At 59.7% G+C, this 25313-nt stretch carries 25 protein-coding genes; 15 read left to right on the top strand and 10 right to left on the bottom strand.

Annotation, left to right across the window (positions count from 1 at the left end):
- Positions 1 to 12: 12 nt before the first annotated feature.
- The 7 genes from BT125_RS06705 (at position 13) to trpE (ending at position 7816) form a co-directional block, all read left to right on the top strand.
- Positions 13 to 1056 (top strand): ABC transporter substrate-binding protein, encoded by a 1044-nt coding sequence (locus BT125_RS06705; protein ID WP_072405760.1) that lies wholly within the window; start codon positions 13 to 15, stop codon positions 1054 to 1056.
- A gap of 201 nt (positions 1057 to 1257) precedes the next feature.
- The gene (locus BT125_RS06700; RefSeq protein ID WP_072405759.1) at positions 1258 to 2505 is read left to right on the top strand and encodes an ABC transporter permease; all 1248 of its coding nucleotides are present in this window, start codon (positions 1258 to 1260) and stop codon (positions 2503 to 2505) included.
- Positions 2506 to 2519: 14 nt separating this feature from the next.
- Positions 2520 to 3344: an ABC transporter permease gene (locus BT125_RS06695; protein ID WP_072405758.1), complete on the top strand. Its 825-nt coding sequence runs from the start codon at positions 2520 to 2522 to the stop codon at positions 3342 to 3344.
- A gap of 203 nt (positions 3345 to 3547) precedes the next feature.
- Entirely contained in the window at positions 3548 to 4696 is a 1149-nt protein-coding gene (locus BT125_RS06690; protein WP_072405757.1) for an iron-containing alcohol dehydrogenase, read from the top strand.
- Positions 4697 to 4774: 78 nt separating this feature from the next.
- Positions 4775 to 5449, top strand: a complete 675-nt coding sequence (gene rpe, locus BT125_RS06685; RefSeq protein WP_060740371.1) for a ribulose-phosphate 3-epimerase — start codon at positions 4775 to 4777, stop codon at positions 5447 to 5449.
- The gene (locus BT125_RS06680; protein WP_072405756.1) at positions 5446 to 6264 is read left to right on the top strand and encodes a phosphoglycolate phosphatase; all 819 of its coding nucleotides are present in this window, start codon (positions 5446 to 5448) and stop codon (positions 6262 to 6264) included. Before rpe ends, BT125_RS06680 begins: the two co-directional genes overlap by 4 nt.
- Before the next feature lie 70 nt (positions 6265 to 6334).
- Complete coding sequence (gene trpE, locus BT125_RS06675) at positions 6335 to 7816, top strand: anthranilate synthase component I (protein WP_072405755.1); 1482 nt, start codon at positions 6335 to 6337, stop codon at positions 7814 to 7816.
- Between the two features lie 171 nt (positions 7817 to 7987).
- Here the strand turns inward: trpE and estP are convergent, their stop codons facing one another.
- Positions 7988 to 9895, bottom strand: coding sequence for an esterase EstP (gene estP, locus BT125_RS06670; protein WP_072405754.1), 1908 nt, complete (start codon positions 9893 to 9895; stop codon positions 7988 to 7990).
- Positions 9896 to 10304: 409 nt separating this feature from the next.
- Between estP and BT125_RS06665 the strand changes: the two genes are divergently transcribed.
- From BT125_RS06665 to BT125_RS06650, 4 genes are read left to right on the top strand one after another with little or no spacing between them, the layout of a single operon-like run.
- Positions 10305 to 10898: an aminodeoxychorismate/anthranilate synthase component II gene (locus BT125_RS06665; RefSeq protein WP_060740375.1), complete on the top strand. Its 594-nt coding sequence runs from the start codon at positions 10305 to 10307 to the stop codon at positions 10896 to 10898.
- Between the two features lie 9 nt (positions 10899 to 10907).
- On the top strand, positions 10908 to 11957 hold the full coding sequence (trpD, locus tag BT125_RS06660) for an anthranilate phosphoribosyltransferase (protein ID WP_072405753.1): 1050 nt from the start codon (positions 10908 to 10910) through the stop codon (positions 11955 to 11957).
- A complete protein-coding gene (gene trpC / locus BT125_RS06655; protein WP_072405752.1) occupies positions 11954 to 12790 on the top strand; it encodes an indole-3-glycerol phosphate synthase TrpC in 837 nt (278 codons plus the stop codon). Before trpD ends, trpC begins: the two co-directional genes overlap by 4 nt.
- A 3-nt stretch (positions 12791 to 12793) precedes the next feature.
- Positions 12794 to 13495, top strand: coding sequence for a lipoate--protein ligase family protein (locus BT125_RS06650; RefSeq protein WP_072405751.1), 702 nt, complete (start codon positions 12794 to 12796; stop codon positions 13493 to 13495).
- Here the strand turns inward: BT125_RS06650 and crp are convergent.
- Positions 13492 to 14136, bottom strand: a complete 645-nt coding sequence (crp, locus tag BT125_RS06645) for a cAMP-activated global transcriptional regulator CRP (RefSeq protein ID WP_003206128.1) — start codon at positions 14134 to 14136, stop codon at positions 13492 to 13494. The genes BT125_RS06650 and crp overlap by 4 nt on opposite strands.
- 232 nt (positions 14137 to 14368) lie before the next feature.
- On the opposite strand from crp, the gene BT125_RS06640 reads away from it, so the two are divergent.
- The gene (locus BT125_RS06640) at positions 14369 to 14791 is read left to right on the top strand and encodes an OsmC family protein (protein WP_003206127.1); all 423 of its coding nucleotides are present in this window, start codon (positions 14369 to 14371) and stop codon (positions 14789 to 14791) included.
- A 132-nt stretch (positions 14792 to 14923) separates the two neighbouring features.
- Here the strand turns inward: BT125_RS06640 and coq7 are convergent, their stop codons facing one another.
- The 6 genes from coq7 to hemJ all read right to left on the bottom strand — a co-directional run bounded on the left by coq7 (position 14924) and on the right by hemJ (position 19367).
- On the bottom strand, positions 14924 to 15571 hold the full coding sequence (gene coq7 / locus BT125_RS06635; RefSeq protein WP_060740380.1) for a 2-polyprenyl-3-methyl-6-methoxy-1,4-benzoquinone monooxygenase: 648 nt from the start codon (positions 15569 to 15571) through the stop codon (positions 14924 to 14926).
- A gap of 75 nt (positions 15572 to 15646) precedes the next feature.
- On the bottom strand, positions 15647 to 15985 hold the full coding sequence (locus BT125_RS06630; RefSeq protein ID WP_072405750.1) for a histidine triad nucleotide-binding protein: 339 nt from the start codon (positions 15983 to 15985) through the stop codon (positions 15647 to 15649).
- An 81-nt stretch (positions 15986 to 16066) separates the two neighbouring features.
- Positions 16067 to 16855: an SDR family NAD(P)-dependent oxidoreductase gene (locus BT125_RS06625; protein ID WP_072405749.1), complete on the bottom strand. Its 789-nt coding sequence runs from the start codon at positions 16853 to 16855 to the stop codon at positions 16067 to 16069.
- A gap of 62 nt (positions 16856 to 16917) precedes the next feature.
- A complete protein-coding gene (locus BT125_RS06620; protein WP_072405748.1) occupies positions 16918 to 17880 on the bottom strand; it encodes a DUF805 domain-containing protein in 963 nt (320 codons plus the stop codon).
- Between the two features lie 51 nt (positions 17881 to 17931).
- Complete coding sequence (locus BT125_RS06615) at positions 17932 to 18900, bottom strand: NAD(P)H-dependent flavin oxidoreductase (RefSeq protein WP_072405747.1); 969 nt, start codon at positions 18898 to 18900, stop codon at positions 17932 to 17934.
- A gap of 35 nt (positions 18901 to 18935) precedes the next feature.
- The gene (hemJ, locus tag BT125_RS06610) at positions 18936 to 19367 is read right to left on the bottom strand and encodes a protoporphyrinogen oxidase HemJ (RefSeq protein ID WP_003206117.1); all 432 of its coding nucleotides are present in this window, start codon (positions 19365 to 19367) and stop codon (positions 18936 to 18938) included.
- A gap of 134 nt (positions 19368 to 19501) precedes the next feature.
- Between hemJ and argC the strand changes: the two genes are divergently transcribed.
- Together argC and erpA are read left to right on the top strand one after the other, a co-directional pair.
- A complete protein-coding gene (argC, locus tag BT125_RS06605) occupies positions 19502 to 20536 on the top strand; it encodes an N-acetyl-gamma-glutamyl-phosphate reductase (RefSeq protein ID WP_072405746.1) in 1035 nt (344 codons plus the stop codon).
- Positions 20537 to 20642: 106 nt separating this feature from the next.
- Entirely contained in the window at positions 20643 to 20993 is a 351-nt protein-coding gene (gene erpA, locus BT125_RS06600; protein WP_003177727.1) for an iron-sulfur cluster insertion protein ErpA, read from the top strand.
- A gap of 68 nt (positions 20994 to 21061) precedes the next feature.
- Here erpA and BT125_RS06595 read toward each other — a convergent pair whose 3' ends face one another.
- Together BT125_RS06595 and BT125_RS06590 are read right to left on the bottom strand one after the other, a co-directional pair.
- Positions 21062 to 22153, bottom strand: coding sequence for an anhydro-N-acetylmuramic acid kinase (locus BT125_RS06595; RefSeq protein ID WP_072405745.1), 1092 nt, complete (start codon positions 22151 to 22153; stop codon positions 21062 to 21064).
- A 3-nt stretch (positions 22154 to 22156) separates the two neighbouring features.
- The gene (locus BT125_RS06590) at positions 22157 to 23575 is read right to left on the bottom strand and encodes a peptidoglycan DD-metalloendopeptidase family protein (RefSeq protein ID WP_072405744.1); all 1419 of its coding nucleotides are present in this window, start codon (positions 23573 to 23575) and stop codon (positions 22157 to 22159) included.
- A 213-nt stretch (positions 23576 to 23788) separates the two neighbouring features.
- On the opposite strand from BT125_RS06590, the gene tyrS reads away from it, so the two are divergent.
- Positions 23789 to 24988, top strand: coding sequence for a tyrosine--tRNA ligase (tyrS, locus tag BT125_RS06585; RefSeq protein ID WP_072405743.1), 1200 nt, complete (start codon positions 23789 to 23791; stop codon positions 24986 to 24988).
- Positions 24989 to 25313: the final 325 nt, after the last annotated feature.

Genomic DNA, 25313 nt, shown 5'->3' with positions numbered 1-25313 from the left:
AGAGAACAATAAATGTTGAGATCCCTGAAGTTCACAGCCCTGACACTGAGCATGATGGGTGCGGCAAGCGCGATGGCGGCGGGCCCGGACCTGACCGTGGTGTCTTTCGGCGGGGCGAACAAGGCGGCTCAGGTCAAAGCCTTCTACGCACCGTGGGAAGCCGCCGGCAACGGCAAGATCGTGGCTGGTGAGTACAACGGCGAAATGGCCAAGGTCAAGGCCATGGTCGATACCAAGAGTGTTTCCTGGGACCTGGTGGAGGTCGAGTCTCCGGAATTATCCCGTGGTTGCGACGAAGACATGTTCGAGCAATTGGACCCAGCCCTGTTCGGCAAGGCCGAAGACTACGTCAAGGGCGCCATCCAGCCTTGCGGCGTAGGTTTCTTCGTGTGGTCGACCGTGCTGGCCTACAACGCCGACAAACTCAAGACCGCGCCGACCAGTTGGGCAGACTTCTGGGACACCAAGCAATTCCCGGGCAAGCGCGGCCTGCGCAAAGGCGCCAAGTACACCCTGGAATTCGCCCTGATGGCCGACGGCGTAGCGCCGAAAGATGTCTATAAAGTGCTGGCCGGCAAGGATGGTCAGGACCGTGCGTTCAAGAAGCTCGACGAGCTCAAGCCGAATATCCAGTGGTGGGAAGCCGGCGCCCAGCCGCCGCAATACCTGGCTTCCGGTGACGTGGTCATGAGCTCGGCCTACAACGGCCGAATCGCTGCGGTACAGAAAGAAAGCAACCTGAAAGTGGTGTGGAACGGCGGTATCTACGACTTCGACGCTTGGGCCATCCCGCGCGGCCTGGACAAGACCCGCGCCGAAGCGGCGAAGAAATTCATCGCCTTCTCGGTTGCACCGCAGCAGCAGAAGACCTACTCGGAAAACATCGCCTACGGCCCGGCCAATACCCAGGCTGTGCCGTTGCTGGCCAAGGATGTCCTGAAAGACATGCCGACCACCCCGGAAAACATCGCCAATCAGGTGCAGATCGACGTGAGCTTCTGGGCTGACAACGGTGAGCAACTGGAGCAGCGCTTCAACTCCTGGGCGGCCAAGTAACCCGACGGTCTGAAGCTGGATGAGATCCCTGTGGGAGCGAGCTTGCTCGCGATAGCGGTTTGTCAGACACATCAATGTTGAATGTGCCGTAGCCATCGCGAGCAAGCTCGCTCCCACAGGTGCTTGCTCCAATCGGGTGTTTCAAAAGAACAGAGGCGGCCCGCCGCCCCTGTAACGATAAAAAGATTTGCGGAGTTCGCCATGGCCATCGCCGTTCCACTGAACGCGGGCACCAGCCCCACCCTCAAGCAACGGCTCAAGCGCGCCGAGCGGGTCAACCGCTGGAAGGCCCAGGCCTTGATCGCGCCGCTGGTGCTGTTTCTGTTGCTGGTGTTCCTGGTGCCGATCGTGGCGCTGTTGTTCAAAAGCGTCAGCAACCCGGAAGTGGTGGGCGCCATGCCACGCACGGTCGCTGCCGTCGCGGCCTGGGACGGGCGCGGTTTGCCGGGCGAGCCGGTGTACAAGGCTGCCAGTGAAGACCTGGCCGAAGCCCGCAAGAATCAGACCCTGGGCGACTTGTCCAAGCGCCTGAACATGGAACTGGCCGGCTATCGCAGCCTGCTGACCAAGACTGCTCGGGCGTTGCCGTTTGCCACCGAGCCGGCTTCCTATAAAGAAGCCATGGAAAACCTCGATGAGCGTTGGGGCGACCCGGCGTACTGGCAGGTGATCCGCCGCAACACCAGTAATGTCACCCCGTACTACCTGCTGGCGGCCGTCGACCACCGCATCGATGACCTGGGGGAACTGGCCCCGGCGACTCCCGACCAGGCGATTTACCTGGATATTTTCACCCGTACGTTCTGGATGGGCCTGGTCATCACCGCGATCTGCCTGGTGCTGGCCTATCCGCTGGCCTACCTGCTGGCGAACCTGCCGTCGCGCCAAAGCAATCTGTTGATGATCCTGGTGTTGCTACCGTTCTGGACCTCGATCCTGGTGCGCGTCGCCGCATGGATCGTGCTGCTGCAGTCGGGCGGCCTGATCAACAGTGGCCTGATGGCCATGGGCATCATCGATAAGCCCCTGGAGCTGGTGTTCAACCGCACCGGTGTCTACATCTCCATGGTCCATATCCTGCTGCCGTTCATGATCCTGCCGATCTACAGCGTGATGAAGGGCATCTCGCCCACCTATATGCGGGCGGCGATTTCCCTGGGCTGCCATCCGTTCGCCAGTTTCTGGCGGGTGTATTTCCCGCAGACCTATGCCGGTGTCGGCGCCGGTTGTCTGTTGGTGTTCATCCTTGCCATCGGCTACTACATCACGCCGGCGCTGCTGGGCAGCCCGAACGACCAGATGGTCAGCTATTTCGTCGCGTTCTACACCAACACCAGTATCAACTGGGGCATGGCCACGGCGCTCGGCGGCCTGCTGTTGCTGGCGACCGTTGTGCTTTACCTGATTTACAACCGGCTGGTGGGTGCCAGTCGCCTGCGCCTGAGCTAAGGGGAGATCGAAAAATGCTGAGTCCTTACATGTCTCCCATCGAACGGGTGTGGTACTACACCTTGCGCACACTCTGCGGGCTGATCCTGTTGTTCCTGATTCTGCCGGTGCTGGTGATCATTCCACTGTCGTTCAACTCCGGCAGCTTCCTGGTGTACCCGCTGCAAGGTTTTTCGCTGCAGTGGTACCACGATTTCTTCGCCTCGGCCGAATGGATGCGGGCGTTGAAGAACAGCATCATCGTGGCTCCAGCGGCGACGTTGCTGGCGATGATCTTTGGCACGCTGGCGGCGATCGGCCTGACCCGGGGTGACTTTCCGGGCAAGGCGCTGGTGATGGCCCTGGTGATTTCGCCCATGGTGGTGCCGGTGGTGATCATCGGCGTGGCCAGCTACCTGTTCTTCGCACCGCTGGGGATGGGCAACAGTTTCCTCTCGCTGATCGTGGTCCACGCCGTGCTGGGCGTGCCGTTCGTCATCATCACCGTGTCGGCGACCTTGCAGGGGTTCAATCACAATCTGGTCCGCGCCGCCGCCAGCCTCGGGGCTTCGCCACTGACGGCGTTTCGTCGGGTGACCTTGCCGTTGATCGCCCCGGGCGTAATCTCCGGCGCCCTGTTCGCCTTCGCGACGTCGTTCGATGAAGTGGTGGTGACCCTGTTCCTGGCCGGCCCCGAGCAGGCAACGTTGCCACGGCAGATGTTCAGCGGCATCCGCGAGAACCTCAGCCCCACCATCGCCGCGGCGGCGACGCTGCTGATTGCCTTCTCGGTGATCCTGCTGCTGACCCTGGAATGGTTGCGTGGGCGTAGCGAGAAGTTGCGCACGGCCCAGGTATAACGTCTTACATGGATCCAGTGTGGGAGCGGGCTTGCTCGCGAATGCAGTGTGCCAGTCGACATAAATGTTGAATGTGCCGCCGTATTCGCGAGCAAGCCCGCTCCCACAATGGGGTTGAGGTGTATTCATAAGCTGAATAGCAGACAACCCCCAATACCGAGCTATTCTTGTGCCAGCCCACACTCGAACAAGAGGCCGCGCACATGAGTCTTTCCTCATTCAAGATCGCCCATAAACTGATCACCGGTGCCGCTGCCATCGAGCAACTGGCCGCCGAGTTGACGCGCCTGGACGTCGACAACCCGCTGATCGTGACCGATGCGGCGTTGGTCCAGTCCGGCACCGTGGAGCTGGCCCTGCAACATCTGGGCGGGCGCGACTACGAGATTTTCGACCGGGTCATGCCGGACCCGGAAATCGCCATCGTCGAGGATTGCATGCAAGCCTACCGCGATGGTGGTCATGATGGCCTGATCGGCCTGGGCGGCGGCAGTGCCATCGACATTGCCAAGTGTGTGGGCGTCTATGCCGGGTACCACGGCGAGTTGCAAGATATGTTTGGCGTCGATCAGGTGCCGCGCAAAGGCCCGCCCATGATTGCCATTCCCACCACCGCCGGTACCGGTTCGGAAGTCACCAACGTGGCGATCCTCTCCGACAAGGCCGCGCAGCTGAAAAAAGGCATCGTCAGCGATTTTCTGTTGCCGGACGTGGCGCTGGTCAGCCCACAGATGACCCTCACGTGCCCCCGTGGCGTAACGGCTTCCAGTGGTGTCGATGCGCTGGTCCATGCCATCGAGGCCTACCTGTCGCTCAATGCTTCGCCGATCACCGATGCCCTGGCTATCGGCGCAGTCAAGCTGATCAGCAAGGCGTTGCCCAAGGCCTACGCCAACCCCGCCCATCTGCAAGCCCGTGAGGACATGGCCACCGCCAGCCTGATGGCCGGCATGGCCTTCGGCAACGCCGGCGTTGGCGCGGTACACGCGCTGGCCTATCCGTTAGGTGGGCGCTTTCACGTTTCTCACGGTGTCGCCAATGCGTTGTTGCTGCCGTACGTCATGGCGTGGAACAAGATGGCGTGCGTCGAGCGCATGCGTGACATCGCCGAAGCCATGGGTATCAGGACGGCCCATCTGAGCGATATGGAGGCCGCCGACGAAGCCGTGGAAGCCATGGTTGCCTTGTGCGCCGCCGTGGAAATCCCCCAGGGCCTGAGTAGCTTGGGCGTGACCGAGGACGTGATTCCCTCCATGGCCCTGGAGGCCGTGGGGATCGAGCGGTTGATGCGCAACAACCCACGCAAGCTGACCGCCAGCGACATCGAGAAGATCTACCGCGCGGCGTATTGATCGACGGTCACGGTGGGCGCGCCAAATCTTGAGGTATACAATGCGCGCCATCGTGATTTCGCTCAAAACAGGTGCGTCATGCAGCCCTTCGCTATTGCTCCGTCGATTCTCTCCGCCGACTTCGCCCGCCTGGGCGAGGAAGTGGACAACGTTCTGGCCGCCGGGGCCGACATCGTGCACTTCGATGTCATGGACAACCACTACGTACCCAACCTGACCATCGGCCCGATGGTCTGCGCGGCGCTGCGCAAGTACGGCGTCACCGCGCCGATCGACGCGCACCTGATGGTCAGCCCGGTGGACCGCATCGTCGGTGATTTCATCGAAGCCGGTGCCACCTACATCACCTTCCATCCTGAAGCCACGTTGCACATCGACCGCTCCCTGCAGTTGATCCGCGAGGGCGGTTGCAAGGCCGGCCTGGTGTTCAACCCGGCAACGCCCCTGGACGTGCTCAAGTACGTGATGGACAAGGTCGACATGATCCTGCTGATGAGTGTCAACCCTGGTTTCGGCGGGCAGAAATTCATCCCGGGCACCCTCGACAAGCTGCGCGAAGCCCGGGCGCTGATCGATGCCTCGGGGCGTGACATCCGTCTGGAAATCGACGGTGGCGTGAACGTAAACAATATCCGTGAAATCGCCGCGGCCGGCGCCGACACGTTCGTCGCGGGCTCAGCGATTTTCAACGCCCCTGACTACAACGAGGTGATTGCAAAAATGCGCGCCGAACTGGCCCTGGCCCGCCCATGAGCGGCTTCGAGCAGCTGTTCCCCGGCAGCTTGCCGCGTCTGGTGATGTTCGACCTCGATGGCACATTGGTCGATTCGGTCCCGGACCTCGCGGCGGCCGTGGACAGTATGCTGCTCAAGCTTGGGCGTCCGTCCGCTGGCATCGACTCGGTGCGCCACTGGGTGGGCAACGGTGCGCCCATGCTGGTGCGCCGCGCCCTGGCCAATCACATCGATGCCCAGGGCGTCGATGACGCCGAGGCCGAGCGGGCGCTCGAGCTGTTCAACGAAGCCTACGAAGGCAACCACGAGCTGACGGTGGTCTACCCCGGTGTACGCTCCACGCTCAAGTGGCTGAAAAAGCAGGGCGTGGAAATGGCCCTGATTACCAACAAGCCGGAACGCTTCGTTGCGCCGCTGCTGGACCAGATGAAAATCGGCCGCTATTTCCGCTGGATCATCGGTGGCGATACCTTGCCACAGAAAAAACCTGACCCTGCCGCGCTGTTCTTCGTGATGAAAATGGCCAACATCCCGGCCTCGCAATCCTTGTTCGTCGGCGACTCGCGCAGCGATGTGCTGGCGGCCAAGGCGGCAGGGGTCAAATGCGTGGGGCTGAGTTACGGCTATAACCACGGCCGGCCCATCGCCGAAGAGTTTCCGACGCTGGTAATCGACGATTTGCGCCTGTTAATTCCCGGTTGCCTGGACCCGGCCGCTGAGATAACGTTGCCCGACGCTGTTCAATCCTCTTCTGGAAACGCCATCGTGGTGGTCACTCGCAAGCTCTGGATGAAAGTCATGAAGGCCCTGGCCCGCTGGCGTTGGCGCGCCTGACGTGATCCTGGCCGGTTATCCGGCGCGTTTGCATACCTGACTGTCAGCTCCTCTTGCCACGAGGCACCCCATGATCCGTGAAGAATTCCTGCGTCTAGCCGCTGCCGGCTACAACCGCATCCCCCTTGCCTGCGAAACCCTGGCCGACTTCGATACGCCGCTTTCGATCTATCTCAAGCTGGCCGACCAGCCCAACTCCTACCTGCTCGAATCGGTACAGGGCGGGGAAAAGTGGGGCCGTTACTCCATCATCGGCCTGCCGTGCCGTACGGTGCTGCGGGTCCATGACCATCGCATCAGCGTGACCCACGACGGCGTCGAAATCGAAAGCCTCGACGTCGAAGACCCGCTGGCATTCGTCGAAACCTTCAAGGCCCGCTACAACGTGCCGACCATTTCCGGCCTGCCGCGTTTCAACGGTGGCCTGGTGGGGTATTTCGGCTACGACTGCGTACGCTACGTGGAAAAACGCCTGGGCACCTGCCCGAACCCCGATCCCTTGGGCGTGCCGGATATCTTGCTGATGGTCTCCGACGCCGTCGTGGTCTTCGATAACCTCGCCGGCAAGATGCACGCCATCGTCCTGGCCGACCCGTCCCGGGAAGATGCCTACGAGCAAGGTCAGAAAAGCCTGCAGGCGCTGTTGGAAAAACTTCGTCAACCGATCACGCCGCGTCCGGGCCTGGATTTCAGCAAGCAGTCGGCGGCCGACCCGGTGTTCCGTTCCAGTTTCACCCAGGACGATTACGAACGGGCTGTCGATACCATCAAGGAATACATCCTCGCCGGCGACTGCATGCAGGTGGTGCCGTCGCAACGGATGTCCATCGACTTCAAAGCCGCGCCCATCGATCTCTACCGGGCGCTGCGCTGCTTCAACCCGACGCCTTACATGTACTTCTTCAACTTCGGCGACTTCCATGTCGTCGGCAGTTCGCCAGAAGTGCTGGTGCGAGTCGAAGACAACCTGATCACCGTGCGCCCGATCGCCGGCACTCGCCCCCGTGGTGCCACGGAGGAGGCCGACCGGGCGCTGGAAGAAGACCTGCTGTCGGACGACAAGGAAATCGCCGAGCACCTGATGCTGATCGACCTGGGGCGCAACGATACCGGGCGGGTCTCGGAAATCGGTTCGGTGAAACTCACCGAGAAGATGGTCATCGAGCGCTATTCCAACGTGATGCACATCGTGTCCAACGTCACAGGCCAGTTGAAGGCCGGGCTGACGGCCATGGACGCCTTACGGGCGATCCTGCCGGCGGGCACCTTGTCCGGCGCGCCGAAAATCCGCGCGATGGAAATCATCGACGAACTGGAGCCGGTCAAGCGGGGGGTGTACGGCGGGGCCGTGGGTTATTTCGCCTGGAACGGCAACATGGACACCGCGATTGCCATTCGCACCGCGGTCATCAAGAACGGCGAACTGCACGTGCAGGCCGGCGGCGGCATCGTCGCCGACTCGGTGCCGGCATTGGAATGGGAAGAAACCTTGAACAAACGCCGGGCGATGTTCCGCGCCGTGGCGCTGGCCGAGCAGACCTCGAACGACTGAAGGCCTCCAATAACTGTGGCGAGGGAGCATGCTTCCTCGCCACAGTTCCTTCAGCGACTCGATCAGAAATGTGGGAGCGAGCTTGCTCGCGATGAGGCCGTCATATGCAACCCATAGGTCGACTGACAGCCCGCTATCGCGAGCAAGCTCGCTCCCACAGGCTCTCCTCGATCAGAAGTCCAGGCTGACGCCCAGGCTCACCCCTTGCTGGGTCAGGTCATCATCCTTGCGCAACGTATAACCGCCCCGCAGCGCCAGGTCGTTGGTCAACTTGTGGCTGACCCCCAGGCTCAGGCGATTCAGGTGGCTCTGTGGCGTGTAGCCTTCCAGCGTGAAATCGTTGGCTGGCAGGCTGTTGAGGGCGATGTTGACCTTTTGCGTGTCGTCTTCGTACTCGCGCTCGTGGGCATATTCGCCAAACACCTGGGTCTGCCGGGTGATGTTGTATTTGCCCTGCAAGCCAATGCCCAGGCGTTTCGAGTCGCGGGTCTGGTCATCGAAGGTCAGAGCCGTGGAGCGGTTGCTCTTTTCCGAGTAGCCATCGACTTCCACCTTCGCATAGTCAGCACTGATAAACGGCGAGAGGTGCCATTCGCTGCCCGGCTGGGCAATGTCGTAGCCCACCCGCGTGCTGAATGCCCAGAGATGGCCGTCGGTGTCGCCTTTCTCTTGCGCTTCGTTGACGCCCAGGTCGAACTTGCGTTCCAGGTTGTCGTAGTCGAGCTTGCCGCCAGTCAGTGCCGCATCGGCCCACCAGCGGTTTTGCTGGAACTGGGCGAAGGCGGTGGCCAGGTAGCTGTTGAGCTTGTACTCCGAATCGTTATGGCCTGCTTCCATGTCCTGGCGGTAGAGACCGGCGGCGACACCTACGCGCCAAGCCTCATTGAGGCGATAGCTGCCGCCGACGTTGAGGCTGTAGCCGCTGCCGTCGGCGCTGGCGCTGCTGCCCTGGCTGTCCATGTCCAAGTGTTGGCCGCCACCTGCCACGATGGCTCGCCACTGGCCGACCGCCTGCCAGTCCTCCCAGTCCGATTGCCACTGGCTGCGCAACTCATCCTGGTGAGCACGCAGGGTCGAGTGGGCCATTTCCGGTAGCAATGTCAGTTCCCAGGGCGCCGCAAGCAGGGAAAAAGCATAGTCGGCGATCAGTTTTTGCCCGGTTTCGGTTGGATGGACCGCGTCGTTGTAGATCAGCTTGCTGGGGTCTGGCGTGGCGCTGTTGATGCCATAGGTGGCATTTTCCGTGCAGCCGTTGCCGCTGAAGCAGGTTGCGGTGAGATTCTCGCCGGTGGCGAGGCCGAATCTTGCCGGATCGGCGAAGCTTTCTTTCAGCAGAAGCGGAATGTTCAGTGGAATGATTTCAGCGTCGATGCCTTGCAGGCGTGTGATCAATTGTTGGTTGAACTGATTGCCCAACTGCGAAAAGGTGTCCTGCAAGGGGCCGCCGTTGAGGGCCGGCGTCAGGCCCAGGTCGGGCAACAGCCAGACCATCACATAGCGGGCACCGGCCGTCTGCAGTACCTGGACGCTGTCGGCCAGGCGGTCCGCGGCGGCGTTCGCTTGCGCGGTGTTCAGTACCCGGCCTTGAAGGAAGTCGTTACCGCCACCGGAAAGGTAATACAGCGCATTCGGATCGGCCCGCAGGCCATTGGATTGCAGATAGCCGGGACGGCTGCGTTCGCCGGTGTCGGATACACCGGTAATCGATTCGAGGATCTGGTCGGTACGATAACCGCCCACCGCCCAGTTATTGCCGTCTGCCAGCCCTTGGTCGGCGCGGACCGCCGAGGTGGAGGCGGCGGTCTCGTCGGCGGAATAACCCAGGCGCCCACCCAGCAGTTGGGTGGAGTTGGCCGAATAGGCTTCACCGCTGCCGTCCGTATAGATCGGACCGGTTCGGTTGGTATAGCGCTCGGTCGAGCCGGGCGGGCCATTCGGGTCGGCGAACTGGCCCGCGTCATTGAGGCTGTCGCCGAACACAATGAATTTGGAGTACGGGTTGGGAGCGGCGCTCGCCTGGGCGCAAGCCATCGCCAGCAGGCAACCGGCAATCGGTACGAACAACGTCTTTTTGATCATGGGAAAGTCCGTTTTTATCTTTTTGTTGTTAGAAAACGAAACGACAGTACCAAAAACTTCCGGCGTTTTGCCATCTATCCGGAACGTCGCGATTGTTTCAAAGCCCTTCGGGAACGGTCATATTGCGTGCTCCGTCCAGCTAAGCTACTGTGCCGGAACGTATGAACGAGACTTCCCCTGTGTCGATTGCCAGCAAACTTCTGGATCAAATGATCAAGGCACACGCCCGTTGGCGTTGGCGCGCCTGAACATTCTCCGCCGGCCTCGCCGGACCTGTACCGATTTGCCTTCTTTACCCGCTGTAGAACCGCTTCGCCGGGGCATCAATCGCCTCGCCAAGCGCAGCAGCGTGCGGGTCACTCTCTGAAGGCTGTGTTTAAAGTCAGTGAATTCAATAGGTTGCTTAGCCATGTTGCTGATGATCGATAACTACGACTCTTTTACCTACAACGTTGTGCAATACCTTGGCGAGCTGGGCTCCGAGGTCAAAGTCGTGCGCAACGACGAACTGACCATTGCCGAAATCGAAGCCCTCAAGCCTGAGCGCATCGTGGTTTCCCCCGGCCCGTGCACGCCGACCGAAGCGGGCATTTCCATCGACGCCATCAAGTATTTCGCCGGCAAGCTACCGATCCTGGGTGTCTGCCTGGGGCATCAGTCGATCGGCCAGGCGTTCGGTGGCGATGTCGTGCGCGCCCGACAAGTCATGCACGGTAAGACTAGCCCGGTATTCCACGAGGACAAGGGCGTGTTCGAAGGACTGAATCGTCCGCTTACCGTAACTCGCTACCACTCTTTGATCGTCAAGCGCGAAACGCTGCCTGATTGCCTGGAATTGACGGCCTGGACCCAGCTTGAAGACGGCTCGGTCGATGAGATCATGGGGTTGCGCCACAAGACACTTAATATCGAGGGTGTGCAATTTCATCCCGAGTCTATTCTCACCGAGCAGGGCCACGAGCTGTTCGCCAACTTCCTCAAACAAACCGGCGGCACGCGCTAAGGACTTTTCATGGATATCAAGACAGCCCTGAGCCGTATCGTCGGCCATCTCGACTTGAGCACCGACGAGATGCGCGATGTGATGCGCGAAATCATGACCGGCCAATGCACGGATGCGCAGATCGGCGCGTTCATGATGGCCATGCGCATGAAGAGCGAGAGCATCGATGAAATCGTCGGCGCGGTGTCGGTGATGCGTGAACTGGCGGACAAGGTCGAACTCAAGACGCTGGACGGCGTGGTCGATGTGGTCGGCACCGGTGGTGATGGCGCCAATATCTTCAACGTTTCCACCGCCTCGTCGTTTGTGGTCGCGGCGGCCGGTTGCACCGTTGCCAAGCACGGCAACCGCGCGGTCTCAGGCAAGAGCGGCAGTGCCGATTTGCTGGAGGCAGCCGGCGTCTACCTGAACCTGACGCCGATTCAAGTGGCGCGCTGCATCGACAATGTCGGCATTGGTTTCATGTTTGCCCAGACCCATCACACTGCCATGAAACACGCCGCCGCGCCGCGCCGTGACCTGGGCCTGCGGACACTGTTCAACATGCTCGGCCCGCTTACGAATCCGGCCGGCGTGAAGCATCAAGTGGTTGGGGTGTTCAGCCAGGCGTTGTGCCGGCCATTGGCCGAAGTCCTGCAACGCCTGGGCAGCAAACACGTGCTGGTGGTTCATTCGAAAGATGGCCTGGATGAATTCAGCCTGGCGGCGCCCACATTCGTGGCCGAACTAAAAAATGATCAGATCAGCGAGTATTGGGTCGAACCTGAAGACCTCGGCATGAAAAGCCAGAGTTTGCATGGCCTGGCGGTCGATGGCCCGGCCCAGTCGCTGGAGTTGATCCGCGATGCCCTGGGTCGCCGCAAGACCGAGAATGGCCAGAAAGCCGCCGAGATGATCGTGCTCAATGCCGGCGCTGCGTTGTACGCCGCCGACCACGCCAGCAGCCTCAAGCAAGGCGTGGAACTGGCCCATGATGCGCTGCACACTGGCCTGGCCAGGGAAAAACTCGAAGAGTTGGGTGCATTTACCGCCGTATTCAAAGTGGAGAACGAAGGATGAGCGTGCCAACGGTTCTGGAAAACATTCTGGCTCGCAAGGCCCAGGAAGTGGCTGAGCGCCGCGCGCGCGTCAGTCTGGCCGAGCTGGAAAACCTGGCGCGTTCAGCGGATGCGCCGCGCGGTTTTGCCAAGGCGCTGATGGATCAGGCCAAGAAAAAACAGCCGGCGGTCATTGCCGAAATCAAGAAGGCTTCTCCCAGCAAGGGCGTAATTCGTGAACACTTCGTCCCGGCCGACATCGCACGGAGCTATGAGAAGGGCGGTGCGACCTGCCTCTCGGTGCTGACCGACGTCGACTTTTTCCAAGGGGCCGATGACTACTTGAAGCAGGCACGGGCGGCATGCAAGTTGCCGGTGATCCGCAAAGACTTCATGATCGACCCGTACCAGATCGTCGAGGCGCGTGCGCTGGGCGCCGATTGCGTGCTTTTGATCGTCTCTGCCCTGGATGACGTGAAAATGGCCGAGCTGGCGGCCGTGGCCAAGAGCGTCGGGCTCGATGTCCTGGTGGAAGTCCATGATGGCGACGAGTTGGAGCGAGCCCTGAAAACCCTCGATACCAAACTGGTCGGCGTGAACAACCGCAACCTGCACACCTTTGAAGTCAGCCTGGAAACCACCCTGGACCTGTTGCCTCGCATCCCGCGTGATCGCTTGGTCATCACCGAAAGCGGCATCCTCAACCGGGCCGATGTCGAGTTGATGGAAGTCAGCGATGTGTATTCGTTCCTGGTGGGGGAGGCGTTCATGCGGGCCGAGAATCCGGGGACTGAATTGCAGCGACTGTTCTTTCCTGAACGAGGCCTGCCAGTGAGCAGCTCGACGCTGGACTGATCCATGTCGCCTGTGATTTCCCTCACCGTCGAAGCTGGCCTGCAAGCCGAACAGGACCTGTTGGCCAGCATCTGCGCGGGCGACGCCGAGTTCGGCCTGCTGTTCTGGCAGCCCAATGACCGTGCGCTGGTCATGCCGCGTCGCTTGAGTCGGCTGCCGGGGTTCGAACACGCCAGTGAAGTATCGGCCGCCCATGGCTGGCCAGTCCTGCTACGTGAAACCGGTGGCGAGCCGGTGCCGCAATCGGCCGCTACCGTCAATATCGCCTTGGTCTACGCGCCACCGCGCAGCGAAGGCGACCACGGCCGCATCGAAACCGGATATCGCCGGTTGTGCGACCCCATCTGCCAATTGTTGGATGAATTGGGCGGGGTGGCTTCGCTGGGAGAAGTGGACGGGGCTTTTTGCGACGGGCGCTTCAACGTCAACCTCGACGGCCGGAAAATGGTCGGCACTGCTCAGCGCTGGCGCCAGAGCAAGGGGGGGCAACGTCCGGTGGGTCTGGTGCATGGCGCGCTTTTGCTGGAGAACGAGCGTGAGTCCATGGTCGCGGCAGTCAATCGCTTCAATGAGGCCTGTGGCCTGGAACAGCGAGTGCGTGCCGAGAGCCACATTGCCTTGCGTGAAAAATTCCCGGCGCCTCACGCACTGGAGCGACTCGAGGCGCTGTACCGGGAATTACAGACTCAACTGCTGGGTGCTTAACGCGTTCCGAACACCACCATGGTCTTGCCTTTGACGTTGACCAGGTTGCGCTCTTCCAGGTCCTTGAGTACGCGACCGACCATTTCACGCGAGCAACCGACAATCCGGCCAATCTCCTGGCGGGTCACCTTGATCTGCATGCCGTCCGGGTGGGTCATGGCATCGGGCTGCTTGCACAGCTCCAACAGACAACGTGCGACACGCCCGGTGACGTCGAAAAATGCGAGATCGCCGACCTTGCGGGTGGTGTTGCGCAGGCGCTGTGCGATTTGTCCGCTGAGGACGTAAAGAATGTCCGGGTCTTGCAGGGACAGTTCTCGGAATTTGGCGTAGCTGATTTCCGCAACCTCACATTCAATCTTGGTCCGCACCCAGGCGCTGCGTTCCTGTTCCTTGCCCGCCTGTTCGAACAACCCCAGCTCACCGAAAAAATCTCCGGAATTGAGGTAGGCGATGATCATTTCCCGACCGTCATCATCCTCTATCAGGATAGTGACCGAGCCCTTGATGATGAAAAACAGCGTCTCGGAACGATCTCCCGCACAAATGATGTTGTGTTTGGCTGGGTAGCGGCGGCGCTGGCAATGCATCAAGAGCTTGTCGAGATTCTTGATCTTGAACGTGGGAGTAATGGCAACCATGGTTGTATCCCGAAAGACTGCGCGGTGTAGTGGTTTGGTTTTTTATGAAGGCGAATAGCTACTGCTAAAGATGGCCATACGCCAGTGAGTTGGCGCCAGCTTAACAGAGGCGTCCTCAATAGATTTGAGAATTTACCTACAGGCTGACGGGACGGGCTCCTAAGACGAAGAGCGGTCATGGCGAAGCGCTGTGCTAAGCTGGCGACCCTTTTTTAACAGTGGAGTCTTGGCGATGAAGGCACGCATCCAATGGGCTGGCGAAGCCATGTTCCTCGGTGAGTCAGGCAGTGGTCATGTGGTCGTCATGGACGGCCCGCCAGAGGCCGGTGGTCGGAACCTGGGTGTTCGGCCGATGGAAATGCTCCTGTTGGGCGTCGGCGGTTGCAGCAATTTCGACGTGGTCAGCATTCTTAAAAAGTCCCGCCAGGCCGTCGAAAGCTGCGAAGCGTTTCTGGAAGCGGAACGTGCTACCGAAGATCCAAAGGTATTCACCAAGATCCACATGCACTTCGTGGTGAAGGGGCGAGCCTTGAAGGAAGCCCAGGTCAAGCGGGCCATTGAGCTGTCCGCCGAGAAATACTGCTCGGCTTCGATCATGCTCGGCGCCGCCGGAGTCGAAATCACCCACGATTATGAAATCATCGAATTGGGTTGAGTCGATCTCAATGGCGAAGCCCGCAACTCGCCGCGTTGAAATCCTGAACTAAAGAAAAAGGCGACTCCCGCTGGAAGTCGCCTTTTTCATTGGCGTTGCAGTGGGGATGGGTTTTCCAGCCCCCTATCTCCGTCAAATCCGATAAGTGCTCTTGGTCATGACCTTGGCCAGCAGGCTCATGCCGAACTTCACCGGGGCCGGAAAACGGAAGCCGCCGGCGTCAAGCGCACTTTCTGCATGGTGTTCTTCATCCACGCGCATCTGCTCGAGGATTGCCCGGGACTTTTCATCCTCGGCCGGCAGTTGCTCCAGGTGTTCGTTCAAGTGCTTGCACACTTGATGCTCGGTCGCGGCAACGAAGCCGAGGCTGACTTTATCGCTGATCAGGCCAGCGACGGCGCCGATCCCGAATGACATCCCGTAGAACAGCGGGTTCAGGACGCTGGTGTGGCTGCCCAGTTGGCGAATGCGTTGTTCACACCAGACCAGATGGTCGATTTCTTCCTCGGCGGCGTGTTCCATTGCCTCACGCACCTGGGGCAGCTTCGCTGTCAGCGCCTGGCCCTGATAAAGCGCCTGGGCACAGACTTCGCCGGTGTGGTTGATACGCATCAATCCGGCGACATGGCGGGTTTGCTCGTCACTCAGTTGCGCGTCCGGCTGCACGATAGCCGGTGATGGGCGGTACGGCTGGCCACTGAAGGGCAGCAGGGTGCGCATCGCGGTATCGGCTTGCAGCAATAGACGGTCAATCGGCGAGTAGTGACGTTGGGTAGTCATGCTTACCTCCGGGAAAAATCACAGCGGCCAGTTTAACCCAATCGGCCGCCGAAAATTTGCGTTGGGTCAGGGGTATCAGCCCGGCGGCCAGTGCATCTGGCGCTGACCCAGCACATGCATATGAATGTGATAGACCGTCTGCCCTCCCAGTTCATTGCAATTCATCACCACGCGAAAACCTTCTTCACAGCCCAACTCCAGTGCCAGGCGCTGGGCAGTGAACAGAATGTGCCCGGCCAGGCCCTTGTCTTCTTCGGTGAGGTCATTGAGCGTACGGATCGGTTTTTTCGGAATGACCAAAAAATGCACGGGTGCCTGCGGGGCGATGTCGTGGAAGGCCAATACCTGGTCATCCTCGTAGATGATCTTTGCCGGGATTTCCCGGTTGATGATCTTGGTAAACAGAGTATCCACAGCTGTTTTCTCCGTTGGGTTCGTCGAGCTCGGGTGTCGTGAAGGCTCCGTTGGGGCGCCTGGTTGTTCAACATGAAGGAATCAGCGTGGGCAGTAAGCCTTGTTGATCATGCCGGCGATGGTCCGGACCAGCCATCGCGATCCCAGTCGCGGCAGTACGGCCAGCCAGCGATTGCGGCGTCCAGGAATGATGATGGCGCGGTTCTTGTCCAGTGCGCGTACGGCGTACAGGGCAACTTCCTCCGGGCTCATCAGCAACTTGCTGTCGATGAGTTTCTGTTCGTCCATCTGCGCCTTGGCGAAAAAGCCGGTCCGGGTCGGCCCAGGGCAAAGCACCGAGACCTTGATCGCGCATTTCTTCAGTTCAACTCGCAGGGCTTCGGAAAAATGCAGTACATAGGCCTTGCTGGCGTAATAAGTACTCATCCAGGGGCCGGGTTGGAATGCGGCGATCGAGGCAACGTTGAGGATCTGGCCGCCGCCGAGTAGCGCCATGCTATTACCGATGGCGTGACAAAGCCGTGTCAGGGCGAGGATGTTGACTTCGATCAGGTCCTGCTCGGTCATCCAGTCCTGGCCCAGGAACGGCCCACTGGTGCCGATGCCAGCACAATTGACCAGCAGATCGATCTGCCGCTCGCTTTCCTCCAGTTCCAGCAGAAAGCCTGAAAGCCTCAGCGGTTCGCCCAGGTCACAGGCCCGGAACAATACTTCCACGCCGAACCGCTGAGTCAGTTCGATTGCAATACTTTCCAGCCGATCACGCTGTCGAGCCACCAGTATCAGGTTGCGGCCGCGCCGGGCCAGCGCTTCGGCCATGGCCAGGCCGATACCGCTGGAAGCGCCAGTGATCAGTGCGTAACGGGTCATGCAGTTCTCCATCGCAATAGCCCGCCGCCAGTTGACTGCGCTGTCACCGGCATGAAGCGCGCTTATTGTTCCTCTTCTTCATAGTCTACAGAAGGCGGAGCGGGCTCGGCTGCCTCGACGGCGGGCTCTTCAGAGGTTTCGTTGCTGGACTCGCTGCTTTCATAGCTGCTCAGGCTGCTGCTGTCGTAGTCCTCCTGAAGGGCCCCGAAGATGCCGGCAAAGGTGGCCATGAAAATCAGGACGATCATCACCAGCCACAGCGAGGCCAGCAATTTGACCGCTGTGGTGTTGCGCGGCGGCGGCGGGCCGTACTGGTTTGCGCCGGTATTGCCCGGAGCGATGATTAGGATGAAGGGGAAGATGCTGCCCACGAACGGAACCAGGTTGATCAGCCACAACCACCCCGACCAACCGAGATCATGCAGGCGCTGGACGTTGAACTGGATGCTCACGAAGGCAAAGGCTAGCACGACGACTGCGGCGAGCAGGCCGCCGACGATGAGTCCCGCGACCGAGTCGGAAGCCAGCAGCCAGGCCGTGGACAGCCAGAAGCCTATGCCGACCAAGGGCAGTAGGGCCAGGGTCAATACCATGGTCCAGGCCAGGTAGCGTAGACGGCCGATACGCCCGTCGAAACTGAAGGGTTTGAGTGTGCCGTACTCGGCAAGCGCTTCACCGACTTCGGCGCGGGGAGGCGCGTATGGCGAGGCGGGCTCGACGATCGAATCGGGATGGCGTCCGCTCGGTTGCCGTGATGCCTCCTGTACCTCGTCAAGGTTCAGTTGGACGACGGGTTCGGCTTCGATCCTGGCATCGATTCCGCTCTTGTTGAGCGCTTCCAGATACTGCTGCGCCTCGCTCTGGGACAGGTTGCTTTTGAGAGCTACCTTTCGACCGGTGAACAGTCGTTCAATGGCGCTGACATCGCTTTTGAACAGCTCGGCGAGGTTGAGCTTGGCGGTGGTGGTATCGACGCCCGGCATCAGGCCGCCGTCAAATACGATGTTGAAACGGGTTTCGCTCATGCCCGGCATCCTTGTCTCTTAAAGTTGATGAGTTGTTTTGTTCAGGCTGATTCAGCGGGGCCATTGCCCACCAAGCTGCGCCGCCCGGGCTTGTGCCTGACGGTATTCTTCATCCAGGCGTGCCACCAACTGATCGACACTGGGCAAATCATCGATTTCACCCACGCCCTGGCCAGCGGACCATACGGTTTTCCAGGCCTTGGCTTCATCGTTCAGCGGTTTGAGTTTCGAGCCGAAATCCACCTGGCCTTTGTTCTGCAGGGCGGCCAGATCGAAACCGGCGTTCTCCAGACTCTGGCGCATGAAACTGGCCGGTACCCCGGATACAGCGGGAGTATGCACGATGTCTGCGGCTCTGGATGTGAGCAACATCTCTTTATAAGCGTCAGGTGCGTGGCTTTCGCTCGTACCGATAAAGCGCGTACCGAAGTAGGTCAGATCCGCGCCGAGCAATTGTGCGGCCAGGATCTGATGGCCGTGGTTCAGGCATCCTGCCAGCAGCAGGGTCTTATCGAAAAACTGCCGGATCTCGGCAATCAGTGAAAACGGGCTCCAGGTCCCGGCGTGCCCACCTGCGCCAGCAGCAACGGCGATCAAGCCATCGACACCGGCTTCGGCGGCTTTCTCGGCATGCCGTCGGGTCGTCACGTCATGGAACACCAGGCCGCCGTAACCGTGAACCGCGTCCACCAACTCTTTCACCGCACCCAAGCTGGTGATGACAATCGGCACCTTGTGTTCGATGCAGATGGCCAGGTCGGCCTGAAGTCGCGGATTGCTGTGATGAACAATCAGGTTTACCGCGTAGGGCGCCGGGTTTTCCAGGGTTGCCAAGCCTGCTTCGATTTCTTCCAGCCAGGCCTTGAAGCCGCTACTTTCGCGCTGGTTCAACGCCGGAAAGCTGCCGACAATGCCATTGCGGCAGCAGGCCAGTACCAGTTGTGGATTGGAAATCAGGAACATTGGCGCCGCCACGACGGGCAGTCGCAAGCGTTGTTCAAGCAGAGCGGGCAACGACATTGGAAGTACCCCGGATAATGGAGGCTGATTGGAGGTTAGAACGGTCGAACGACGACCAGAATTACGATAGCCAGCAATATCAGAACCGGCACTTCATTGAACCAGCGATAAAAGACATGGCTGCGGGTGTTTTCGCCACGGGCGAAGCGCTTTACCTGGGCGCCGCACATATGGTGGTAACCGATCAGCAGCACGACCAGGGTCAACTTGGCGTGCATCCAGCCTCCCTGGGTGAAGTAGGCGCCGGCATTGAGGCTGAGCAACCAGATGCCGAATACCAAGGTGGCAATCATCGCCGGGCCCATGATGCCGCGGTACAGCTTGCGCTCCATGACGCTGAAGCGTTCTTTGCTGACACTGTCTTCGCTTTGGGCGTGATAGACAAACAGGCGAGGCAAGTAGAACAGGCCAGCGAACCAGCAGACCATGCTGACAATGTGAAGTGCTTTGAGCCACAGATAGAGCATTTTTAGTTATTCCTCGATTCACGGTAGCTCGATAGTAGAGGTTAGAGCGGCCACACGTCACCTTGACGGTTGTCGCCACGCCCTGCGGCCCCTATCATCGACGGCTTTCCAGTGGGTTCGTTGAGGGCAGGTTTATGGTCAAGGTCGGTATCGTCGGCGGCACGGGTTACACCGGTGTCGAACTGCTGCGTCTTCTGGCACAGCATCCGCAGGCTGAGGTGGTGGTCATCACCTCCCGATCCGAGGCCGGCCTGGCCGTCGCCGACATGTATCCGAACCTGCGAGGCCATTACGACGGCCTGGCGTTCAGCGTTCCGGACGTCAAGACCCTCGGCGCCTGCGATGTGGTGTTCTTCGCCACGCCCCACGGTGTCGCCCACGCCCTGGCCGGTGAACTGCTGGCCGCTGGAACCAAGGTGATCGACCTGTCGGCGGACTTCCGTCTGCAGGACGCCGATGAGTGGGCCAAATGGTACGGCCAGCCCCACGGTGCACCGGAGCTGCTCGAGGAGGCGGTATACGGCTTGCCGGAAGTCAATCGCGAGAAAATCAAGCAGGCTCGACTGATCGCCGTACCGGGTTGCTATCCAACCGCTACACAGTTGGGCTTCTTGCCGTTGCTTGAGGCCGGTCTTGCCGATACTTCGCGTCTGATTGCCGACTGCAAGTCCGGTGTCAGCGGTGCCGGGCGTGGCGCCAGTGTCGGCTCGCTGTATTCCGAAACGTCGGAAAGCATGAAGGCGTACGCGGTCAAGGGGCATCGCCACCTGCCGGAAATTCGCCAGGGGTTGCGCCGGGCAGCGGGCAAGGACGTCGGCCTGACCTTCGTGCCGCACCTGACGCCGATGATTCGTGGCATCCATTCCACCCTTTATGCGACCGTCGTCGATCGTTCGGTGGACCTGCAGGCATTGTTTGAGAAGCGTTACGCCGACGAACCGTTCGTCGACGTAATGCCAGCCGGCAGCCATCCGGAGACCCGTAGCGTGCGCGGTGCGAACGTTTGCCGGATCGCCGTGCATCGCCCGCAGGACGGTGACCTAGTGGTGGTATTGTCGGTCATCGATAACCTGGTCAAGGGCGCGTCCGGCCAGGCGGTGCAGAACCTGAACATTCTGTTCGGGCTGGATGAGCGCCTGGGGCTGTCCCATGCGGGGATGTTGCCGTAAAAGCAGTTTGCCGCAGCCCCGCAAATAGTTGACCGATTTTGTAGGAGAAGCGGATAATGCCCGCCATCACGCATTATGGCGGCGTAAGCGCCGGGAGATATTCAGCATGAGCGTCGAAACCTTCACCCCCACGGCTTTGCAATTCACCCACGGTGCCGCGCACAAGGTGAAGAGCCTGGTCGATGAAGAGGGCAATGATCGTTTGAAGCTGCGCGTATTTGTTACGGGTGGCGGTTGTTCCGGTTTCCAGTACGGCTTCACTTTCGATGAGGAAGTGGCCGAAGACGACACCATCGTCGAGCGCGAAGGGGTCAGCCTGGTGGTCGATCCGATGAGCTTCCAGTACCTGGCAGGTGCCGAGGTGGATTATCAGGAAGGCTTGGAAGGGTCGCGTTTCGTGATCAAGAACCCTAACGCCACCACGACCTGTGGGTGCGGTTCTTCGTTCTCGATCTGAGACGGCTCCAATAAAAACGCCGCAGTGCCTTACGGCCCTGCGGCTTTTTTTTGTCCGTAATCTTGATCTCAGGCCGGGTAGATGGCGCCGAGTACGCGCAAGCCACGGGCGCCAGTGACACTCGGACGATTGCCCGGAATGCCTTCAAGGCAGCAATGGGCGAGCCAGGCGAAAGCCATGGCTTCGACCCAGTCCGGGTCCACGCCATACACCGCCGTACTGCTGACCTTGGTACCCGGCAGCAACTCAGCCAGGCGCTTCATGAGCGCCTGGTTGTGCGCACCGCCGCCGCAAATCAGCAACTCTTGGGTATTCGATTGGGCATGCTGCAGTGATTCGACGATGGTCAGGGCGGTCAGTTCGAGCAGCGTCGCCTGTACGTCTTCCGGGGCGAAGGTTGGCAACTGCGACAAATGCTGGCTCAGCCAAGGCAGGTTGAATACCTCGCGGCCGGTACTTTTCGGCCCCTTCGTGACGAAGAAAGGATCGCTGAGCAGGGCCTTGAGCAGGGCTGGCTCGACTTTTCCGCTGGCAGCCCAATGGCCGTCACAGTCGAAATGGTCGCCTCGTTGTTGATGTATCCAGGCATCGAGCAATACGTTGCCTGGACCACAGTCGAAACCGGCTACAGGTTTTGCGGGCTCTATCAGGCTGAGATTGCTGAAGCCGCCGATATTCAACACGGCACGATTACCAGCTCGTTCCTCGAACAGTGCTTCGTGAAACGCCGGTACCAGTGGAGCGCCTTGTCCGCCAGCGGCGACATCACGGCTGCGGAAATCGCTGACGACGGCGATGCCGGTCAATTCGCTCAACAGGGCCGGATTGCCGATTTGCACGGTAAACCCACGGGCGGGTTCATGGCGGATGGTCTGGCCGTGGCTGCCAATCGCCGTGATGTCTCCAGGCTTGAGTTTCTGTTCGTCGAGTAGGGTATGGATACCCTGGGCGGCCAGCTTTACCCAGCTTTGCTGGGCAATGGCGGAGCGGGCGATTTCATCGGGCCCGCTGCTGCACAGTTCGAGTAATTCGGCGCGCAGGGTGGCGGGCATGGGGATGTAGTGCGTGGCAATCAATTTGATCGCCGGGGCCAGTTCGATCAGTGCGATATCCAAGCCATCCAGGCTGGTCCCGGACATCACACCGATATAGAGCGCCATGGCTTAGCGCTTGCTCGAGGCCAGCATGGTGGCTTTCTCTTGATCCATGCGAGCCATCAAGGGTTGGCTTTGCGCCAGGAAGCGCGCTCGCTCGCCCTTGGCGATCGGGTCGGCCATCGGCAACTTCTGGCCAAGCGGATCGACATGGACGCCGTTGACCTGGAACTCATAGTGCAAGTGCGGGCCGGTGGACAGTCCGGTGGTACCGATGTATCCGATCACCTGGCCTTGCTTGACGCTGCCGCCAGTCTTCACGCCTTTGGCGAAACCCTGCATGTGGCCGTACAGCGTGCGATAGGTATTGCCGTGCTGGATGATCACGGTATTGCCATAACCGCCGCGACGTCCGGCCAGCAATACCTTGCCGTCGCCGGCCGCCTTGATGGGCGTACCACGGGGGGCGGCGTAGTCGACACCTTTATGGGCGCGGATCTTGTTCAGGATCGGATGCTTGCGGCCGGCGGAAAACTTCGAGCTGATGCGGGCGAAGTCAACCGGTGTACGGATGAAGGCCTTGCGCATGCTGTTGCCGTCGGCGGTGTAGTAGCTGCTGTTGCCTTGCTTGTTGGTGTAGCGCACCGCGGTGTATGTCTTGCCGCGGTTGGTGAAGCGCGCGGAAAGAATCGGGCCGTTGCCGACGCTCTTGCCATTGACCACTTTCTGCTCATAGATGACGTCGAATTCGTCACCCTGGCGAATGTCCTGGGCGAAGTCGATGTCGTAGCCAAAGACGCTGGCCATGTCCATGGTCAGGCTATGGGAAAGGCCGGCGCGTGCAGCTGACTGGGACAATGAACTGTTGATGACGCCATGGACGTAGGCCGAGCGAACGGTGGGCTTGGCGGTGACACGGTTGAATACATAACCCTTGTCGTTTTTGGTCAGGGTGATGCTTTCCAGGTCGCTCAGCTTGGTGTGCAGATTGTTCAGCTGTCCGTCTGGATTGAGTTCGAATTCGAGTTTCTGACCGCGTTGCAGTTGAGTGAATTGCTTGGCTTGCTTGTCGCTGGCGAGGATTTCGTGAACCGATGTGGAGGGCAGGCCAACCTTTTCGAAGAGGGTGGAAAGCGTGTCGCCCTTGGCAACGATCACTTCGCGGTGTTCCGGTCCTTTCTTTTCCTGGGTAACAGGCGCTTCTACCTGAACGGCGGTCTGGGCAGTGTCTTCCGGGCTGTTTTCAATCTGCACAAAAGGAGAGGCGGCCGGTTCGTTTGTGGCTTGAACGGCTTCGGCGGCGTCTTGTTCTTGTGTCAGTTGTTCAGCAGGACTTTCCAGTTCAAGACTCAGAGTCGTCTTTTTGGCTTCAACATCGCTGGAGGGAAACACCAGGAGTGCCAGGCTTAGGAGGGCTGCGATGCCGCTGGCGGCAAGCAGGTGGGTCTTTGGGTAAAGCGGCGGCGCTTTAGACGGTTCTGTGGTCATAAGTAATTTTGACTTTTGAAAAAGATGAATTGGAAAAGATGAATGACATGATGAAGATGAAATAACTGTATAAAATATAACCAAAACCCCTGCGAAGCAAGCCCGCGAACGCTCTGTTCTGTGGATCGGCGTCCGTGCGCCGGGCAAACCTTGTATTTGGTGCGCGATCTTGTATGGTTGGGGCCCTTTGAATCTGAGCCTTACGGGTCTGTTATGAAGTCGGTTGAAGAGCAGCTAGCGCTGATCAAACGTGGTGCGGAAGAACTGTTGGTCGAGTCCGAGCTGATCGAAAAGCTCAAGCGCGGGCAGCCGCTGCGCATCAAGGCTGGCTTCGATCCGACGGCGCCCGATCTGCACCTGGGTCATACCGTGCTTATTAATAAGCTGCGCCAGTTCCAGGATCTGGGGCATCAGGTCATCTTCCTTATAGGTGACTTCACCGGGATGATTGGTGATCCGAGTGGCAAGAGTGCTACTCGTCCGCCGCTGACCCGCGAGCAGGTTCTCGATAACGCCGAGACCTATAAAACTCAGGTTTTCAAGATTCTTGATCCGGCCAAGACCGAGGTGGCATTCAACTCCACCTGGATGGATCAGATGGGGCCGGCGGATTTCATTCGCCTGACGTCCCAATACACCGTGGCTCGCATGCTTGAGCGCGATGATTTCGACAAGCGCTATACAACCAATCAGCCGATCGCCATCCATGAGTTCCTCTACCCGCTTGTTCAGGGTTATGACTCGGTCGCGTTGCGCGCGGACGTTGAGCTGGGCGGTACCGACCAGAAGTTCAACCTGTTGATGGGGCGTGAGTTGCAGCGTGGTTATGGTCAGGAGGCGCAGTGCATCTTGACCATGCCATTGCTGGAAGGCCTGGATGGCGTGAAGAAGATGTCCAAGTCGTTGGGCAACTACGTGGGCATCCAGGAAGCGCCAGGCGTCATGTACGGCAAGCTGGTCTCCATTCCTGATGTGCTGATGTGGCGTTACTTCGAGTTGTTGAGCTTCCGGTCCATGGATGAGATCAATGCGTTCCGTGCTGATGTAGAGGCCGGGGCCAATCCGCGGGACATCAAGATCAAGCTGGCTGAAGAGATCGTTGCGCGTTTCCATGGTGAGGAGGCTGCGGCCAATGCCCATCGTGCGGCGGGTAATCGTATGAAGGATGGCGAGCTGCCGGATGATCTGCCAGAGATCGAGTTGACTGCTGCCGAGAATATGCCAATTGCGGCGGTCCTCAATAAGGCTGGCCTGGTCAAGAATGCGGCAGTGGCGCGAGATCTCTTGGGTTCGGGTGGTGTGCGCATAGATGGTGAGGTTGTGGATCGCGCCTATGTATATGAGCTGGGCTCTACTCATGTATGCCAGGCCGGCAAGAAGGCTTTCGCACGTATCACGCTGAAATCTGAATAAAGCGAAATTAAGGGTTGACGGCAGATTCTGGAAGTCTATAATTCGCCCCACTTCCGGCGCAGTCGAAACGGAAAACTCCTTGAGATTCAACGAGTTAAGTAGGTTTCGAAGGTGCAGGGCTTCAGTTCATCGAAGTCCGGAAGGAGCAGGTAGGGCGGTGTTGTTTGGCTCTATCGGCGGTTCGATCTTCTCGGTCGAAAGCGGTGAAAAAGAGGTGTTGACAGCAGCGAGTAACGCTGTAGAATTCGCCTCCCGCTAACGAGAGATCGGAAGCGCAAGTGGTTGAAGTTGTTGAGGTTTCCGAAGCGAAACTTTGAAGATTTCT

The organism is Pseudomonas sp. NFACC04-2 (assembly GCF_900119265.1).
Taxonomy (GTDB): domain Bacteria; phylum Pseudomonadota; class Gammaproteobacteria; order Pseudomonadales; family Pseudomonadaceae; genus Aquipseudomonas; species Aquipseudomonas fluorescens_AA.
Note: the sequence above shows the minus strand (reverse complement) of the source record. Positions and strands in the feature narration are given on the sequence as shown.